Here is a 19168-nt window from a genome sequence, read left to right as displayed (position 1 = left end):
TCCCCTACATTTTATCTGGCGCTTTTATACCCAAAATCGCTAAGCAATTGGCAATTGTAACCTTAGCAGCATATACTAACGCTAGCTTTTCAACTTTCTCTTCTTCATTATCCACTAAAATATGTTCATCATGATAGAACCTATTAAAGCTCTGCGCGATATCTATCAGATGTCTTGTTAGAATTGATGGCTCATACTTAGCTGCAGCCTCTCTTATTACCTCTGGCACCCTATAAATCAGCTTAGTTAGCTCATAAGCACTATCCGATGTCACATAGCTGAAATTACTGATATCACAGTTCTTAATCCTGTATAATTCCTCACTTGATGCATTTCTAAGGACACTAGATGCTCTAGCATGTGTATACTGAACATAAGGTCCTGTCTCCCCATCAAAGTTAAGAATTTTATCCCATGAGAATACGTAATCTTTAATCCTATTGTTAGATAATTCTTGGAATATAACCGCACCTATACCTACTTCTTTAGAAATCTCGTCGATATCAATACCACTTGTATTCTTCTCGGAGATTATCTCTCTAGTCTTCTCAACAGCCTTTTTAAGAACATCCTCTAAGAATACCACCCTGCCCTTACGAGTTGACATCGTCCCTTCTTCAAGGCTAACAAGACCAAATGGAACATGAATACAGTCTTTTTCCCACTCATATCCCATAAGTGATAGAACCTGTTTCCACTGTTTAAAATGTAGATTCTGCTGAGTTGCTACTACATAGATGTTCTTGTAGAAATCGTAATGCTGCTTTCTGTATATAGCTGCAGCAATATCTCTAGTAGCATACAGACTTGAACCGTCAGACTTAGTGATAACAGCTGGCGGCATGTCATAATCTTCAAGGTCGACAATCTGCGCACCTCTCGACTCGTGCATGAGATTTTTGTCCTTTAGCTCCTGCAGAACTGCTGGCATCTTGTCCGAGTAGAAGCTCTCACCAGCATATGAATCAAACCCGATATCGAGCATCTTGTAAACTCTGCTAAATTCTTCAAGGCTGAGCTCTTTAAATCTCTTCCAAAGCTCAACTTCCTCTGCGTCGCCATTCTCCAGCTTAGCGAAAGTTTCACGGGCCTTATCATCTAGGCTAGGATCCTTTTCAGCTTCCTCATGGAACTTAGTATAATACTTAAGAAGCGATTTAATAGGATTCTGCTTAAGCTCCTCTTCACTTCCCCAGAGTCTGTACGCCACAATCATCTTACCGAACTGTGTACCATAGTCTCCAAGGTGGTTAATTCTAACAACATCATAACCAGTAGCATCGTATAACTTGTAAATGGAATTTCCGATTACTGTGCTTCTGATATGACCGATATGGAATGGCTTAGCAATGTTAGGCGAAGAAAATTCTACGATTACTTTCTTGCCTTCGCCAACGTCCGACTTACCGTATTCATCTCCAAGAGAAGTCACTTCCAAAACAACATTATGTACAAAGGCATCCTTACAGATGAACATATTCACATACGCATTAACCTGTTCAACCTTCTCAAAGATGGTTTCTGATTCAATTGCTGATGCTATATCTCCGGCTATCATCTGAGGTGCTTTCCTCATCGTCTTAGCTAGTCTAAAGCAAGGAAATGCAAAATCTCCATTCTTCGAATCAGCTGGCACCTCAATCATTTCAGCAATTTCGTCGGCAGTTAATCCAATTTCCTGCTTAGCAATAATATGTGCAATCTGTACCTTGTAGTCGATCATTACTCGGACTTCTCCTCTTATATCTTATCTTTAAAATTTTTCTCACTCATAACCGGAATGCCACGCTCCTTGAGAATTTTGGCAAAGATACCATCTCCCGAAATCAAGGTTCCTGTAAATGTCCCATCATATATCTGCTCACTTCCGCATGAGGGACTGTTAGCCTTGAGAATAGCTCCTTCAATTTCTTCACCCAATTCATCGCGCCGCCTAAGTGCCTCCTCTAGCGAAGTCATCGCGCCCTTAATAAAATTCTCTGTTAGGTCGTCACCCGTCTTGTCGATAACATGAATTTCCACGTTGCCACCAGGCATCTCGATTTGCTGGTGTTCAGCTGGCGGCCTTGGTGTTTTTAGACCACCTAATGTCTCTGGGCAGACCAAAATAACTGCATGATTACGACAAAATTCAGCGACCTCTTCGCTGTAGTTATTACCACCATTGTACTTGCAATTATTACCTAGAAGACAGCTACTAACGACGAACATTTATAAAATCTCCAGTATGAATCTTTAATCAATTAATTATATATCAAAATTAGTATTTTGGTAACCTATTAAAGGTCTAAAGCTCATTATTTGTCTATAAAAGTGACTACTGTCACACCTTCTCCCCCTTGGTCATACGATGCGCCTAATACAGACTTAATGTTTTTGTTACGCTTAAGCATATTTCTGATGCCGCTACGAAGGATACCTTCACCTCGTCCGTGTACAATCTGAACCTCGTTTATACCAGATAGAAAGGCATCATCTATATACTTGCTAACCTCTAACTCTGCATCGTCAAGGTTTTTACCGATTACATTAATAGATGGTGAAATCGTCCTGGCCTTAGCCGTGTTCATCTTCGCATAGCTCCTACGTTTACGCTCTTTTGTACCAGGCTTATTATCCTCGATAATCATCACATCTTTAATATTTGCACCCATCTTGAGGGCCCCGATTCTTACTGTCAGATTCCCAGATGAATCAGGCGAAGTCTCAACTTCACCATTCTGTCCGAGCTTAAGTAGCTTGATTCTAGTTCCAGGTTTCAAGTCCTCTGCTTTTGGAACATTAGTATTTTTGATGCTTCGTGGGGCAACAGCATTTTCAATTGATTTCTCTCTGAGCTTACGCTTGCTGTCAGCGACAACTGCTGAAGAGTTGTTTCTACCCTCCTTGGCTGCCTTTTTGAGCTCTTTGCTCACTTCCTTGACAGTCCTATTTGCATCGCTGATGATATCTCGAGCCTCTTCTTTGGCAGCTTCAATTATCTTATGCTTACTCTCTTTTGCTTTCGCAAGCTTTTCCTCAGCTTCCTTAAGTTTTCTCTCCGCTTCTGCTACTTTGATGTGAGCTTCTTCAAGCGCTAAATCAACTTCCTTTTGATCTTCCTCTACTCGTGAAACCGCACCCTCAAACTCGATGTCACTTTCATTCATCAGAGATATCGCTCTATCGATAATACTAGAATCAAGGCCTAGTTTTCTCGAAATTTCAAAGGCATTAGACTTTCCAGGAAGTCCAACTTTTATCTTATATGTCGGTGCAAGTGCATCCATGTCGAACTCCACAGATGCATTTTCAACACCATCCGTAGAAAGTGCATATTTCTTAAGCTCCGTATAATGTGTAGTCGCCACTATGTGAGCACCCTTATCCTTCAAGGCCTCGAGCATTGCAACGCCTAGAGCTGCGCCTTCAGCAGGGTCAGTTCCAGATCCAACTTCGTCGAGTAGCACGAGTGATTCATGATCTGCATTTGAAATAATATTCGCAGTATTGAACATATGAGAAGAGAATGTGCTGAGATTATTTTCGATACTCTGTTCATCACCTATTTCAGCATAAACTTCCCTGAAGAGTGGGATATTGCTCTCCTCGTAACACGGAATGTGCAGGCCTGACTCCGTCATTAAGATAAACAGTCCGATAGTCTTAAGTGTTACGGTCTTACCACCTGTATTGGGACCTGTAATCAAAAGAGTGTTGTATTCATCACCAAGACTTACATCGATCGGAACAACCTTCTCCTTATCTAGTAGGGGGTGTCTACCTGCTCGTATATCCAGAAATCCATCTTGATTGAGCTTCGGTGCGACAGCATCCATTCTTACAGAAAGCCTGCCCTTCGCGTTTATAACATCGAGTTTTACGAGAAGCTCCTGATTGTTTCTAAGTTCATTATAATGCTCTCCAACTCTGTCAGACAGCATCTGCAGTATTCGCTCAATCTCTCTCTGCTCAGCTAATTCCAGTTCTCTTAACTCATTGTTTAAACTTACTATCGCCTGTGGTTCAATAAAGAACGTAGCACCTGTTTTAGACTGGTCATGGATGAGGCCAGGCACCTTGCTGCTATATTCTCGCTTAACAGGTATTACATATCTACCATTCCTTAAAGTTACTATTGAATCCTGGAGATATGAATTGGTATTTCCTGCACTAGTATAGCTATCTATTTTACGACGAATACTCTCGTTTTTATTTCTGATTTCTCGCCTAATCTTATTTAGTTCAGGCGATGCATTATCCGCCATCTCATCTTCAGACAGTATACAGCGGTTTATTTCACTCTCCAGTTTAGTATTTGGAGCAATTAGCGAATTTATCTCATTAATCATCGGTATTTCCGGAACATCAGAAGAAAGGAAGTCTTTGACTTCCCTCGCACCAGCTAGACTTCTATTAATTGCAAGTAGTTCTCTCATAGAAAGTGACCTGCCCTTGCGAACGATATCCAGCAGGCGTATGATATCCCCGATTTCCCCGACCGGAATACTGCCTTTATACAGAATAATGGAAACTGCTTCCGTAGTTTCCGTTAATGCTTCCTTAACCATCCGCATATTGGACATAGGTGTAAAACTATTGATGCGTTCACGCGCAAGAGCCGACCCCGCCTGAGCGGAAAGCAAGTCTATTATTTTGTTGTATTCCAGAAGATTTAGAACCTTCTTATTCATTCTCGCCTCTGAACTTCTGTAGGTTTCTGATTTCGTTCTTGAGGTTAGTATTCTCCATCTGAAGATCAAAGTATGCGCTTTCAAGTTCTGCACACTTTGTCTCAAGATCTTTATACTTCTCACTCTCCTGAACATTGATGTCAGATGCAGTTGTCATCTTATCCTTTAGATCAGATACCTGTAGCTTAGCATCTTCCCAAAGTGAGATATAGTGCTTAACATCGTTGTCAAGCTGGTGATTCTCAGTCTGAAGCCTAAGTAACAAATCACTGTTATCCATGAGCTTCTCAGCTAGATTGATAGCTGTCAAAACTGCACTTCTATAATTTGGATTGCTATTAAGCATCTTGCTGGTATGTCTAAGCTCATCGTCAACGTACTTAGCAATTTCTTTGATCTTATCCTCGCTCTTATCTCCGGATAGAACATAGTCATTGCCACAGATTGTAACGTCTGCTTTGCATTTTTCCATAATATACTCCATTCTGCTATAAACGTTGTATTCGTATTATCACTCAACAGTCCTTACTGCTTCGTACATCAACAGCGAAGCGCAAATAGCTGCATTAAGCGATTCAACTTCTCCTTGCATAGGTATAGTCACACGAATGTCGGAACACTCCATAATCTCGTTACAAATACCATTGCCTTCATTTCCTATAACAAGCGCTATATCCTTTGCAAGATCGCACCTGTAATAAGGATCCCCTTCTCTTGGATCTGTCACAACAATCTTCTTGTCTAGCATCGACACCAAATTCTTGAATTCATCAGTATCAGCAAGTTCAACAATTGAGATGCCAAATATCATCCCTACCGATGCACGTAATACCTTTGGCGAATAGATGTCTGCCGTGCCTTTAATCGTCGCGACTATAGAATACCCCGCCGCAACAGCAGTCCTAATCATAGTTCCTATATTGCCTGGATCTTGAAGTCTATCAAGCACGAGAATATTGCCCCCTAAGTTAGCATCAATACCATCAAGACTGTCTATCGTATAAGAACTCTTTTTAACGACTGCAATAATTCCAGATCCATTTTCCGCATCACTTATCTTTTCAAATAAAAACCGCGGAATCATGTATATATTTCGATAATCAACGCCCACAGATAGCACATCTGCTATCTCACTGAAGTCAAAATCATCAGCTATCAGAACAAGCTCTATATGCTGCTCTTTACCTAGTGCCGCTCTTACAAGATTAATTCCTTCAATAACGAATTTCCCTTGCTGGTCACGGTACTTCTTTTTGCTGAGTTTATTGATGAGACGAATCTTATCATTATCGGGAGAACTAATTAATCGATATGAGTCATTGGTTTTCCCTATATATTCGTTGTAAGCTTCCACTACTTAAGAAAATCAGGAACATCAAAGTCAGATGATCCGCTGTTATCCTTATGCTCTTCATTCATGAAGTCGCTCATATCAACAATCTGTCCTTCAAGTCCATCTACGTTAACGCGTGTTCCACGTACGTTTGGTGATGCAACTTCAGGTGTCTCATTGATTGGAGCAGAAAGTCCACCACTAGTGAAGTCAGTAGCAATAAGAGTGATAGAAACCTTGTCATTCATGTTCTCATTAACAGTAGCTCCGAAGATAATGTTAGCATCTGGGTCAGCTTCATCCTGAATCTTGCTAGCAATCTTGCTGATGTCCTGCATGCCCATGTCATATCCACCGCAAACGTATAGAAGAATGGATCTTGCACCATCAATTGATGTCTCAAGAAGAGGACTCTCGATTGCATTTCTAACTGCATCTTCAATCTTGTTGTCGCCATTACCAAGACCAACGCCCATGTGAGCAACTCCTCTGCCCTCCATGACTGTCTTAACGTCTGCAAAGTCAACGTTAACGATTCCGTACTCAGAGATAAGATCAGAGATACCCTGAACACCCTGTCTTAGTACATCATCAGCCATTGAGAATGCCTCAAGCATTGTAGTATTCTTCTCGCTTGAATCGATAAGTCTATCGTTAGGAATAATAACTAGAGAATCAACAAAGTTAGTCAGATACTGAATGCCCTTTGTAGCCCTATTCCAACGCTTCTTACCTTCAAACGAGAATGGCTTAGTAACTACAGCAACTGTTAGTGCACCACAATCCATTGCTGCTTTAGCGATGATTGGAGCAGCACCTGTTCCAGTTCCACCACCCATACCAGCAGTAACGAATACCATATCTGCATCCTGTAGATATCCTGAAATCTCCTCTAGGGTTTCTTCAGCTGCCTTCTGACCGATTTCAGGGTTAGCACCTGCACCACGACCTCCAGTTAGCTTCTCACCAATCTGAATCTTCACTTCAGCCTTGCACTTTGCAAGAGCCTGCTTATCAGTGTTAACCGCGATAAAGGTTACACCTTGAAGATTCTCGTCAACCATTCTATTGATGGCGTTACAACCGCCGCCGCCTACACCTACGACTTTGATAATCGCAGCATTATCAGTGCTGGATACGAAGTCTGAAACAAATTCCATCATAAAGCCCCTCCTATTATCGACTAAATCTAACTAATAATATCATATTGAATAGCACAATGCACTATATATGCGGTTCTTTTTTGCATTCAAACCACAAAATACATGGTTTTTTATTGTTTTTGGTTAACAAATAAAAAATATATGTAATATTATAACTCCGGTGTAAATGAAGCATATCCATCCGACGAAATTGTTATCGTACCACGCTTTATGTTTCTCTTGAACAGCTCATCAAGCACCTTGTGCAGACGCCCCTTGTCAATATTCTCTATGAGATCTTTATACTTACTTCTTACAACTAATGAATCATACACATTAGCTGTTATAAACAGCTCTGTAATATTAATCTTTGTGAAGTACACATCTCCATCCTCCATCGATTTAAGGAGTGTAAGAAGCTTCTTAAACAGCTCTGGGTCGCTAACTTCTACATTCTCTCCAAGCTTTACTTGCTTAACCTTGAAACCTGTAACTATCGTCAATTTAGGTTTAGTTTTAGTTATTCTAAGAAGTGTTCCTTTATTATCTATTATCAGGAACTTGTCACCGTAGTTTAGAGCAGCAATCTGCATACGCTCTTGTACATTGATGACAATCGTACTAGGAAGCTTTCTATATATTCTCGCCTCCTCTATATATGGATTTTTTTCCAGATACTTGAGCATACTGCCCTTGTTTAGCTTGTAAAGAATATTTCGTCCGGTGCTTGCATGCGCCATATTCGCAATCTCTTCGTCTGTAAAATACTTATTACCCTGTACGTCTATCGTATCAACTGTAAAGAAGCTTGATAACGAGAATGCAATCACTACAATAGTCACACCAACAACGATAAATATTCTCGTAAAAAAGCCTGGCATCTTGAGCTTGCGCTTACGTTTTATTCTTCGCTTCTCAATGTCGTCAATAGCAGCTTTAGGCTTCTTCTCGTAGGAATTTTCATCACCCTTTACATCTTCTGTATCATCAGATATTTCTTCACTTTCGGTAGCTGTCACTTCTTCAAATTCATCGCTACTGGCTTCTCCAGATGCTGAATCTTCCGACACATTATCTAGGTTGTGCTCAGCATTATCCTTATCGTCTTCATCTAACTCTCTATCTATAGTTGATGAATTGTCGGTATCTATATCAACCTTTAGCTCACTACCTGCTGATTTTTCCGAATCGCTTTCATCAGAGCTTGATTCCTCTTTAGACTCAATATAGGCTTCAAGCTCTTCTTTAGCACCGTTAAAAAGCGACTCCAGATATTCTTCTTTATTCAATTCAGGCTTTGTATTATTATCCTTGTCCATTGAAACCCCTATTTTCGTCTTGCTTTTACGTCGCTTATAATCTCTTCACAAATAATCTTTGCTGCGTCTATAGGTGCCGACTTAAAACTTCCTTCCTCCATATCCTCGAGGATTGACGCATCTGTGCTAAGCTCTTTTAGAGCATTAAGAACCCTAAGCTCTACATCTCCATTTTCTGTTATTAGAACGGCACCACCGTTGTCAGCTACAGCCTTGGCGTTGTAATATTGGTGATCACCAGTTACATTAGGTGATGGCACGAAAATAGCTGCTCGGCCAGCCATCGTTACCTCAGCAGTCGAAAGCGCGCCTGATCTACATATGATAACGTTACTTGCCGATAGCATCTTAGCCATTTCAGATATATATGGCATAACTCTGACGTTTGCGGGCGATTCCTTGCCACCTGTAGTCAATCTAGTTTTTATATGCTCATAATAATCCTTGCCTGTGCCAAACAGAATAGTCACATTGTCGTCATTGCCGTACTTGTTTACTATCTCGAGACCAATATCATTGATGGTCTCTGCACCAAGGCTGCCGCCAAATATCAGCACTACGAAATCATTCTGTGGAATACCTAACTCATCACGTGCACACTCTCTATTTTGTTCTCCAAATTCACTTCTCACAGGATTTCCTGTGTATACAACCTTCTCACTTGGAAAATACTTTCTCGCAGCCTCAAAACCTAGGAATACCCTTCTCGCGTACTTTGAAAGCAGCTTATTTGCAATGCCTGGATACGCGTTCTGTTCATGGATGTATACAGGTATTTTGAGAGCTTTTGCAGCTAAAACCACCGGCACACTCACAAAGCTCCCCGTGCTCATCACAAGATCCGGTTTGAATTGTTTCATTACACTTATCGCCTGTCTTTTGCCCCTTCCATTCTTGAAAAGAGTTTTAGCAAGCTTAAGTGGGCTGCTTCTATCAAACCATCTGGAATTAATGTATTTTAGTTCATAACCGTATTTAGGTACTATGTAGCGCTCCATACCCTCATCCGAACCGAGGTATAGAAACTCTGCATCATTGTCAATTTCCTTGAATTGATCCGCAATCGCTAGCGCTGGATATATGTGTCCGCCAGTGATTCCACCAGTCAAAATTACTCTCATCTCTAATTGGCCCTTCCTTGCTTAGATATATTTAGCATTATTCCCATCGACGCCATAAATACCCACAGAGATGTACCACCATAACTTACGAATGGTAAAGTGATACCAGTTGCCGGCATAGAAGCGGTTACAACAGCGACATTTACGATAACCTGCAGGCCGAGCATAATAGCTATTCCCGCAGCCATAAACAGCCCTAGCTTATCCTTGGCTTTGGAAGAAACCATTATGCACCTCCAGATAAGCACAAGATATACCACCATCATTATAAATATTCCTATAAATCCAAGCTCTTCACCAATGATAGCGAGGATAAAGTCGTTCTGTGGTTCTGGTAGATACAGGTTTTTGGATATGCTCTTTCCCAGGCCAAGCCCCTTGAATCCGCCGTTTCCAAGCGCTATTATAGACTGAGATACTTGATATCCCTCGCCCTGAGCATCCTTGAAAGGATCCATCCAGTTGGTAAGTCTCGAATACCAGTGAGTGTTTCTAAAGAACATCAATATGGAAATCATTCCCGCAGTTAAGCTTCCAATAGCTACAATAATATATCTCCAAGCTAGTCCACCCACAAACAGAATACCTATCATGATTGCCACAATTACAATAGCCGTGGATAGGTTTGGCTGCTTGATAATAAGGCCTGCATGAAGTGCCATCAGACCAAGAATGGTAGACATACCAACAAGTCCTTGTTTAGCCTTGTTAGGGTTTTCTGCAAGATAAGTTGCGGTAAATATAATCATAGCGAGCTTTGATATTTCACTCGGTGTGATTCTAATCGGCCCTATAAATATCCATCGTCTAGCAAAGTTAACCGTTACACCGAGAGGTGTAAATAGTAGTAGAAGCATCACTACACTGAATACCGCAATCTGCTTATAATATTTAGAATACGAATGATAATCCAGCTTTGAAAAAGCAAGTAGAATTGCAAAACCAGAAACAGCAAAAGCAATCTGTCTCTTCAAGAAATAATAAGCATCTGTAGATTTTGCAAGCGTTGAATAATAACCAGCACTAAAAACCATAACCACACCGAACATCGTCAGTACAGCTACGAGTAGAAATATGGTGAAGTCACTATCCGTGTATAAGCTGCTCATCGCACCTCTAAAGAACTTACGGCTTGATGAAATCTTTTTAGTTTTAACAAAAGCTTCGCTCTTTGTATTTTTGTTTTTCTTCGTTTTTGTAATATTACTTGGTTTCTTCAATTTGGCTTTCCTCTATCACAAACTTCAATGAGCACTATCCGCTATCTGAGAAGTTGATTCACACAATTTTTGAAATGATCTCCACGTTGTTCATAATTGTCGTACATATCCCAACTTGCACAAGCCGGTGATAACAGTACCTTGTCCCCTTCAGCAGATATCTCATGTGCCCTATTTACGCAGTCATTCATATCACTCTCTATGTATATATTTGAGAAGCCTGCAGTACGAGCCGCCTTCTCAATCTCTTTTGCATCTCTTCCGAGTAGTATAAGTGCTTTTGCCCTACCCACAAGGCTTTCACCAAGCTCGGTAAAGTCCTGAGCCTTTCCATCTCCACCTGCAATCAGAATGATGTCATGCTCTAATGCTTTGAGAGCTATTACTGAAGCATCTACATTTGTTCCTTTTGAGTCGTTATAGAACTTAACACCGTCTACAACCCCGCAGTATTCAATCCTGTGTTCAACACCAGGGAATTTCTTAATTGCCTCTGCTATTACATCTGTATCAATTCCTGCAAAGAAGGAAATCGCTGCAGCTGCGAGAGCATTTTCAAGATTATGGCTTCCAATAATCTTTAGCTCATCCTTGCTGCAAATCTGATGAACAATGCCATTCTCATCTCTGATTACTATGTATCCATCGTCTAGGTAAGCACCAAAATCAAGTAGCTCCAGCCTACTAAAAGGTACAAGTTTTGCCTTTGTATTACTAGCAAGCGCTAGACACGCCTTGTCATCATAGTTTATAACCATATACTCATCAGCAGTCTGATTAGAGCCTATCGCAGCTTTACAAGCACCATAGGCTTCCATGCTTCCATGTCTGTTTAAATGGTCAGGTGTAAAGTTAAGTATTGCAGATACTACAGGCTTAAACTGTGATATAGTCTCAAGTTGAAAGCTACTAGCTTCCGCGATCATCCACTCGTCATCAGTTGATTCCTGTACCTTTGAAATAGTCGCAACACCGATATTCCCAACAACAGTATATTTCCTGCCAGACTCTTCAAATATCTTTCCAACAAGGCTCGTAGTTGTTGTCTTTCCGTTAGTTCCTGTAATTGCCACGTATTTGCCACGAGATAGTCTATACGCCATCTCCAGCTCTCCAATTATCTCTACGCACTTATTTCTTCCCTCATTAAGAAAATCAAGGTTAGGGTTTACACCCGGACTTAAAACGACAACGTCGAAGCACTCCATATGCTCCGGTGTCGTTCCAAAGTAATAATCAATACCTTCTCTCTCTAGGAATGTTATGAACTTCGGATCAATCTTGTCCACAGTGTTAATATCCTGCGCCGTTACAGTCGCACCAAGAGTATTAAGCTCTTTAACTGCCGCAACGCCGGAGCGTCCCATGCCCACGACAAGAATTTTTTTAGTGGAGATTTCTCTTCTGTATTGATCAACTGTATAACTCATAATTCACTCCTAATCATATTAAGCTACTGAGAAATAGGCAATTACACTAGCACATATCGTCACCAGCGCAAATAGCTTTACTACGTTGTACTCCTTCATACCGCCGAGTTCAAAGTGATGATGAATCGGTGCCATGCGGAAAAATCTCTTACCACCGGTTCTACGGAAGTAGATTACCTGAATGATAACCGAAACAGATTCAACTACATATATAATTCCAGCTATAGGTAGCAGAAATTCTGTCTTGCTCACTATGGCAATTGCCGAAAGAACTCCACCGAGAGCCATTGAACCGGTATCTCCCATGAATATCTTTGCAGGATACTTATTGAAGACTAAAAATCCAATGAGGGATCCCGCGATTGCAAGTCCGCACACCATGAGGATATACACATCATGAGTATATCCAACTACAGCAAACAGAATGGCTACAACGAGCGTTACCGTTGATGCCAGCCCATCTAATCCATCCGAAAGGTTAACGCCGTTAGACATTGCGACCTCCGTAAGAACAACAAAAGGCATGAATAGAAATCCGAAGTTCACATATACATTTGCAAACGGAATCAATACTTCTGTACCATTGCCACCAAATATCATATAAAGACCAATTCCAAGACTAAGTAGCACCTGCAGCAATATCTTCTGCTTGGCTGTAAGGCCTAAATTGTTTTTCTTGGCAATCTTCTCAAAGTCATCAAGAAAACCAATTGCTCCAAAAGCTAGCATAGTAAAAATGATCGCAATCGTGTCAGCGACCTCGCCATTTGAAATCATGCCCGTTATTAGTCCAACCATGATTCCAAGAACGATCATCACCCCGCCCATCGTTGGAGTTCCCGCTTTTTTCTTATGAGCCTGTGGTCCCTCTTCACGAATAAACTGACCAAATTGTTTCTGCTTAAGAAACGGGATCAGAATCTTAGTTCCTATCGTCGAAACTAATAGTGAAATTATAAAAACAACTAAAAGTGAAATATTCATCTAGCCTCTTCCTTGCTACTTAATAGCTGAAATAACGTCTTCTAACTTCATGCCACGCGATGCTTTTACCAAAATTAAATCTTTATCACGCAGAATATCATTTATCTCTTTAATTGCAGATTCTTTATTCTGATAATAGAGAACCTTTGTCCCCGTACCATGTTCTAAACCTATAGAGTGATTAGCTGCTTCGGCCGCCTTGGCAATCGCTTCAGAATTCTTACCAATTGCGATGAGCAACTCTAGACCAGCCTGTACCGCAAATGTTCCTACACTGGCATGTAGAGCTTCAGATTCATCACCAAGTTCAAACATGTCCCCGAGGATTGCGACGTGCCTATCTGCCCTAGATGCCATGAGCATCTCTATCCCCGACTTCATAGATTCTGGGCTTGCGTTGTATGCATCATTGACGACAGTAAGATTTTCCCTCCTGTCTATCTCAAGTCTGCCTGAGGAAAATTTCGTATCGGCAAGAGCCTCTATAGCCTCTTTAGGCTTTATACCGAGCCTTGTTCCTGCCGCAATGGCTAGTGCTGCATTTCCTAGATTGTGTGAGCCAACAACAGGTATCTTTAATTCAAATGTACCATCGTAATTTTCATCGTCTACTTGCACATCTAACGAGCAACTCACTCCATCGATGCCCAAATCTTTAATGTTGTAAATTTTAAAGTTATCGTCAATTATACTACCTATCGTTATAACAGATACGCCAGAAGGCACTATTTTACTGACATTTTCTCTTGTGAGTAAATCACAATCCGAATTAACAATAATTGTTTCTTCGTCTGTAAAGTATTTTGCGATGTCTAACTTCTCTGCTGCTAGCTCATTACGTGTTCCAAACACCTCTAGGTGAGCAGTACCCACATTTGTAACAACACCTATATTGGGCCTAACGATATCTGACAGCTCTCCGATATTCACAGACTCACCTGCTCCCATTTCAATCACAGCTGCCTCAATTTCCTCGTCAAATCCAAATACCGTTAAAGGCACGCCATAGTCACTATTAAGGTTACCCGGTGTCTTGCCCGTCTTGTACTTTGCCCCGAGGACTGCACCTAGAAAATCTTTAGTACTTGTCTTTCCAACGCTACCAGTAACAGCCACTTTGATAAGCTCTGTCCAATCTGCTACATACCGCTTAGCAAGCTGCATAAGCGCATCTCTCGTATTATCTACGAGGATCACGGTCATGTCGCCTGCCTTTGTAATTCTATTAGCCCAATCAGGGTTTGATACTACTGCCGCTAAGCATCCGCTTTCTCTTACATCTGGAAGGAAATCGTGACCATCATTCCTATCTCCTATAACGGCGAAGAAAAGAGATCCTTCTGCAACCTGCCTCGAATCAATAGCAACACTCGTAATATCTTTTGACCCAGCATCAGATATTAGCTTTGCACCATGCATAGATTCAAGAATATAATTAATTCCTGTTTTCTTCATTAAACTACCCTTTAATTACTCACTATAAATGTATACTGTTCCGCCCTTTACGAGTTTCTCACCCTTCTTAGGGTACTGGTCTATTACCACGAATGAGTCACCCGTTCCTTCAGGCATCTTCTTAGCCTTAAGCCCTGCTGCTGATATCTTGTTTATCGCCTCACTGCTGTTAAGTCCTGTTACGTCTGGTACCGAGATATCTGCCTTAGCTAGCGCATTTTTCTCGCTCTTAGAGTACTTACGCTCTATACCCTTATATACTAGTGTCTTTTCAAGAATCTTCTTGACTATAGGGCCAGCGTTAGCAGCACCGTAGATACTCTTCTTAGGTCTCGTTACCATTACGAGTATCGATACCTGTGGATCATCCATAGGCGCCATAGCGATAAATGAAGCTATCGTCTGCTCGGAATATCCTGCGTTTTCAGCGATATTTGCCGTACCCGTCTTTCCTCCGACCCTGTATCCAGCTAGATATGCACTCTCTCCGCCTCCATCAGATACGTAATATTCCATGATTGCACGCATCTTATCAGCAGTCGATTTTGATACGGTCTGTCTGAGGCGACGATTCTTAATAACTTTCTTAACCTTGCCGTCCGGATCGACAACCTGCTTTACTACCTTAGGCTGCATCATGATGCCATCATTACCAAGGGAGTTGATAGCTGTCATCAGCTGAATTGGTGATATTGCAATGCCCTGTCCGTATCCCATAGTAGCAAGGTCAACATTACCCACCGTGTTCTTGTTCTTGATAATTGGATCAGCTTCACCAGGAAGATCAACTCTTGTCTTCTGTGTAAATCCAAATATATCTATATACTTATAGAAATTGTACTTGCCCATATCAAGAGCTACTCTCGCAAGTGCAGGGTTACAGGAATTTCCAACGGCTTCCGTTATGTTCTGCGTTCCATGAGGAACTGGACTCCAGCAATTGAGCTTAGTGCCATCTACATTGATATATCCTGGGCAGCTGTACCTGGATGAATCATTTGCCGTTCCACACTCGATTGCGGAAGAAGATGTGATAAGTTTGAATGTGGAGCCTGGTTCATATAGTCCACTAACAGCTGGGTTAGTCCACATCCTACTCAGATAAGCGCTCTTCTCCTTTGTGCTAAGAGCTTTAAATTTCTTAGCTTCTTCACCCGAAGGTGTATATGGATTGTTAGGATCATAGCTCGGTGTACTTGCCATTGCGAGAATATCCCCTGTGCGCGGATCCATTACAATACACGTGATTGATTCAGCCCCAGTATCCTCCATACCTTCTGCAAGAGCATCCTCAACATAGTGCTGGATTACCTCGTCTATAGATGTTACGAGGCTATCGCCGTTCTGAGGCGAATAGTACTTGCTGCTGCCAACGGAAAGAGAGTTTCCATATATATCAGTAGTTCTAACGACTCTACCCTTTATTCCAGCAAGCTTCTCATTATACTCATACTCTAGACCATTAAGTCCTGTATTCTTGTTATCTACTGAACCAAGAAGAGTTGAAGCGAATGTTCCGTTAGGATACGACCTTGTCACTTTAGTCTTTACAACGATATCCTCCCCCCACTCTTTTTGTGCTTTGTTTACTTGACTCTGATCTAGACCTTTTGCTAAAAGCACTAGATTCTCCTTGCCAGAGAGCTTTTTCTTCATATCCCTACGGCTTTCACCCGCAAGTTTTGCCAGATCATGCAAATTCTTTTCTTTTACAGAGCTATCCAGATCCTTCTTCTTATAAAGATTGAGCGAGTATCCGTAAAGCTCATACTTTGTAACAGTTTGAGCTAGGATCTTTTTATTTCTATCGTAAATATTACCCCTAACAGGCTCCAGCTCTGTATCGATTTTCTGCATCTCAGCAGCCTTTGCATTTAAATCATCAGCCTTGATTACTTGCCAAAATGCTAGTCTGAAAATGAGAAGCGTAAAACATACGACAATCGCAAGAAAGCCTATACCAAGTCTAAACTTGTTTTCAGCAGTAACAGCGGTATTGACACCCTTGCGTCCCACCGTGCTTGCGGTAGATATCGATTCGCGTGAGCCATAGCTTTTAGTGGTTCTAGTAGCTCGTTTCTTTGCACTTGACTCCCTGTCCTTTACGGAGCTTTTCATAGACTTTGAAGACTTTCGTTTGTCTGAATTTTTCTTATTCTTTTTATCTAAAGGATTGTGGAACTTTGCCATCAAATTCTCCTAATTCAATCTCTAAATATCCGTAACACTACAATTTACATTATATACCATATCTAGTTGTTTTTTATATATTTGTATATATATATTTGAAAAAGCCACCGACCCAATTCAGGATCAGTGGCATTATAATCAATACGGATTATTTATTCGTAAGCTTCATCCTTGATTGCCGATGCTAGATTCGTCTTGCTGGACGATTTTGAATCTCCGACGGTGATACAGTTCTGCGATTCTGAATGTACCATTCCGTACTTCTCAGTAGCAGTCTTCTCTATCTTGTTGATATTGCTTGCATCATTAATCTTAGTATTCAGTGAGTCTACTTCCGCCTGAATATAGTCATTCTTCTTCTGAAGCTGATTGTTCTCCTGATTAAGGTTTGCTGCAAAAGCTGACATAACTACTATTATCAAGCACATGATGCCCGCAAGCATAACTCCTGCAAACATTCTTGAATTCTGTTTTGCTCTTGCATTACGCTTACTAATACCAGAATTCCTTCTAACAACACCTACACCGCTGTTCATTGTTCCTGCCACGTTTGTTGCAACCTGCATTTCCTTCCTCTCCCTTACTGAATATCCTATATTTTTTCAACAACTCTTAACTTAGCACTTCTAGCTCTAGGATTGTCCTCAAGCTCTTGATTGCTTGCTATTATTGGCTTTCTTATAACCTTTCTTACGTCTGCCACTTTGCCACATACACACACAGGCAGTCCCGGCGGACAAGTACAAGGATTCGCTCGATTATTAAATGCATCCTTTACTATCCTGTCCTCTAGTGAATGAAATGTTATCACCGACATCCTTCCGCCAGGTGCAAGCAGCTCTGGAAGCTTCTCCATCGCTAGCTTCAAATGCTCTAGTTCTCCATTCACTTCTATTCTAATCGCCTGGAATGTTCTCTTGGCTGGATGAGGACCTGTTCTTCTTGCTGAGACTGGAATTGCAGCCTTGATAATCTCTACCAGTTGTCCCGTGGTTTCTATCTTCTCTTCAGCTCTAGCTTTAACTATAAATTTTGCTATTCGCGATGCCCAACGCTCTTCTCCATACTCTTTGATAATTCGAAAAAGCTCAGATTCTGGATACTCATTTACAACAGTCGCAGCTGTAAAAATATCATCTTCATTCATGCGCATGTCCATCGGGGCATCGTGCATGTAAGAAAACCCTCTCGCTGCTGTATCTAGTTGATATGAAGAAACTCCCAAATCTAGAAGTATTCCATCAACAGCACCGACTTCAGTCTTTATCTTGTCGATGTCACTGTAGTTAGCGTGAATAAATGTCTTGCGGCACTCGAACTTCTCAAGCCTCGTCCTCGCAGTTTCAAGTGCGACATTATCTCTATCAACGGCTACTAGGTGTCCATCCTTGCTAAGTCTCTTGCAAATTCCAGAAGAGTGACCAGCGCCTCCTACTGTTCCATCCATATATGTTCCATTCGCTTTGATATTGAGCGAATCGATCACTTCATTGAATAAAACAGGTACATGCTCGAACGTCATCTTCTCTCCTATAGTCCATACTCAGCTAGCTTTGCTATGAAGTCTTCGTCATCCATAGGATTGTCATCCTCGTTCTCGTTGAAGATCTCCTTGCTCCAAATCTCAATCTTATCCATCGCACCGAGTGTTACTAAGTCTTTGTCAATTCTCGCATAACTCTTGAGATTAGCAGGTACTATCACTCGTCCCTGTGAATCGAGCTTGCATTCGCTCGCCTGCGAGAACAGCTTTCTGATGAACTCTCGTATCGCTGGATCTGACTGTCTAAGTTCCTTTAGTTTCTCTACTAACAGCCCCCAGTCTTCCATCGTATAGATGTAGATACAGCGGTCATATCCTCTTGAAAGAACACACTCACCACCGAGCTGATTTCTGTACTTTGCCGGGATGATTAACCGGTTTTTACTGTCTATTGAATTTTCATAAGTCCCGGTAAACATATCTTCCCTCTTTGCACATAAATTCTAATTTTCATAATTTCCTCTCCATTTTAAACCACTTCTCACCACAATTCAACACTTTATTGGTATTTTTATGTATTTTTCAGTATTCTCGCTGATTTTTTCAATAGGGTAGAGCGAGGGCGTTAGCCCTCAACCCTCCCGTTGCACCGTACGTACGGGTCTCGTATACGGCGCTACATCAACATAGAATCAAGCGTTAATTCAGATAATACGCCAAAGGGTCGACCAATCCCGGTCGGCTCTTTGTCTTTTTGCCAAGTATCGTTGGATTGAGCAGGAAATTAATATCCCGAATAGTAGCCATTCGGTACCATC

At 41.3% G+C, this 19168-nt stretch carries 16 protein-coding genes; all 16 read right to left on the bottom strand.

Annotation, left to right across the window (positions count from 1 at the left end; genetic code table 11):
* Window positions 1-4 precede the first annotated feature (4 nt).
* The 16 genes from argS to mraZ all read right to left on the bottom strand — a co-directional run bounded on the left by argS (window position 5) and on the right by mraZ (window position 18829).
* A complete protein-coding gene (gene argS, locus AXF17_RS05130) occupies window positions 5-1723 on the bottom strand; it encodes an arginine--tRNA ligase (protein WP_094234108.1) in 1719 nt (572 codons plus the stop codon).
* 17 nt (window positions 1724-1740) lie between these two features.
* Window positions 1741-2211 (bottom strand): DUF523 domain-containing protein, encoded by a 471-nt coding sequence (locus tag AXF17_RS05125; protein ID WP_094234107.1) that lies wholly within the window; start codon window positions 2209-2211, stop codon window positions 1741-1743.
* Window positions 2212-2297: 86 nt separating this feature from the next.
* Entirely contained in the window at window positions 2298-4673 is a 2376-nt protein-coding gene (locus AXF17_RS05120; protein WP_094234106.1) for an endonuclease MutS2, read from the bottom strand.
* Window positions 4666-5145: a cell division protein ZapA gene (locus AXF17_RS05115; protein ID WP_157682575.1), complete on the bottom strand. Its 480-nt coding sequence runs from the start codon at window positions 5143-5145 to the stop codon at window positions 4666-4668. Before AXF17_RS05115 ends, AXF17_RS05120 begins: the two co-directional genes overlap by 8 nt.
* A gap of 39 nt (window positions 5146-5184) precedes the next feature.
* Window positions 5185-6027 (bottom strand): TrmH family RNA methyltransferase, encoded by an 843-nt coding sequence (locus AXF17_RS05110; RefSeq protein ID WP_094234104.1) that lies wholly within the window; start codon window positions 6025-6027, stop codon window positions 5185-5187.
* Window positions 6027-7169 (bottom strand): cell division protein FtsZ, encoded by a 1143-nt coding sequence (gene ftsZ, locus AXF17_RS05105; protein WP_094234103.1) that lies wholly within the window; start codon window positions 7167-7169, stop codon window positions 6027-6029. The genes AXF17_RS05110 and ftsZ overlap by 1 nt, the downstream gene beginning before the upstream one ends.
* A gap of 149 nt (window positions 7170-7318) precedes the next feature.
* Window positions 7319-8467: a cell division protein FtsQ/DivIB gene (locus AXF17_RS05100; RefSeq protein ID WP_094234102.1), complete on the bottom strand. Its 1149-nt coding sequence runs from the start codon at window positions 8465-8467 to the stop codon at window positions 7319-7321.
* 8 nt (window positions 8468-8475) lie between these two features.
* Window positions 8476-9588, bottom strand: coding sequence for an undecaprenyldiphospho-muramoylpentapeptide beta-N-acetylglucosaminyltransferase (gene murG / locus AXF17_RS05095; protein WP_094234101.1), 1113 nt, complete (start codon window positions 9586-9588; stop codon window positions 8476-8478).
* 2 nt (window positions 9589-9590) lie between these two features.
* Window positions 9591-10808, bottom strand: a complete 1218-nt coding sequence (gene ftsW, locus AXF17_RS05090) for a putative lipid II flippase FtsW (RefSeq protein ID WP_094234100.1) — start codon at window positions 10806-10808, stop codon at window positions 9591-9593.
* 41 nt (window positions 10809-10849) lie between these two features.
* Window positions 10850-12238, bottom strand: a complete 1389-nt coding sequence (murD, locus tag AXF17_RS05085) for a UDP-N-acetylmuramoyl-L-alanine--D-glutamate ligase (protein ID WP_094234099.1) — start codon at window positions 12236-12238, stop codon at window positions 10850-10852.
* Between the two features lie 18 nt (window positions 12239-12256).
* A complete protein-coding gene (mraY, locus tag AXF17_RS05080; RefSeq protein ID WP_094234098.1) occupies window positions 12257-13222 on the bottom strand; it encodes a phospho-N-acetylmuramoyl-pentapeptide-transferase in 966 nt (321 codons plus the stop codon).
* A gap of 15 nt (window positions 13223-13237) precedes the next feature.
* Window positions 13238-14677, bottom strand: coding sequence for a UDP-N-acetylmuramoyl-tripeptide--D-alanyl-D-alanine ligase (locus tag AXF17_RS05075; RefSeq protein ID WP_094234097.1), 1440 nt, complete (start codon window positions 14675-14677; stop codon window positions 13238-13240).
* 15 nt (window positions 14678-14692) lie between these two features.
* On the bottom strand, window positions 14693-16867 hold the full coding sequence (locus AXF17_RS05070) for a penicillin-binding transpeptidase domain-containing protein (protein WP_094234096.1): 2175 nt from the start codon (window positions 16865-16867) through the stop codon (window positions 14693-14695).
* 152 nt (window positions 16868-17019) lie between these two features.
* On the bottom strand, window positions 17020-17433 hold the full coding sequence (locus tag AXF17_RS05065) for an FtsB family cell division protein (RefSeq protein ID WP_094234095.1): 414 nt from the start codon (window positions 17431-17433) through the stop codon (window positions 17020-17022).
* A 26-nt stretch (window positions 17434-17459) separates the two neighbouring features.
* A complete protein-coding gene (rsmH, locus tag AXF17_RS05060) occupies window positions 17460-18389 on the bottom strand; it encodes a 16S rRNA (cytosine(1402)-N(4))-methyltransferase RsmH (protein WP_094234094.1) in 930 nt (309 codons plus the stop codon).
* Window positions 18390-18397: 8 nt separating this feature from the next.
* Window positions 18398-18829 carry a division/cell wall cluster transcriptional repressor MraZ gene (gene mraZ, locus AXF17_RS05055; protein WP_094234093.1) on the bottom strand — a complete coding sequence of 144 codons (432 nt, stop codon included), beginning with the start codon at window positions 18827-18829 and terminating at the stop codon, window positions 18398-18400.
* Between the last annotated feature and the right edge of the window lie 339 nt (window positions 18830-19168).

Origin of the sequence: Mogibacterium pumilum (genome assembly GCF_002243385.1) — a bacterium.
GTDB classification, from domain to species: domain Bacteria; phylum Bacillota; class Clostridia; order Peptostreptococcales; family Anaerovoracaceae; genus Mogibacterium; species Mogibacterium pumilum.
The sequence above is the reverse complement of the archived record's forward strand: the minus strand, read 5'-3'. Positions and strand labels throughout refer to the sequence as shown.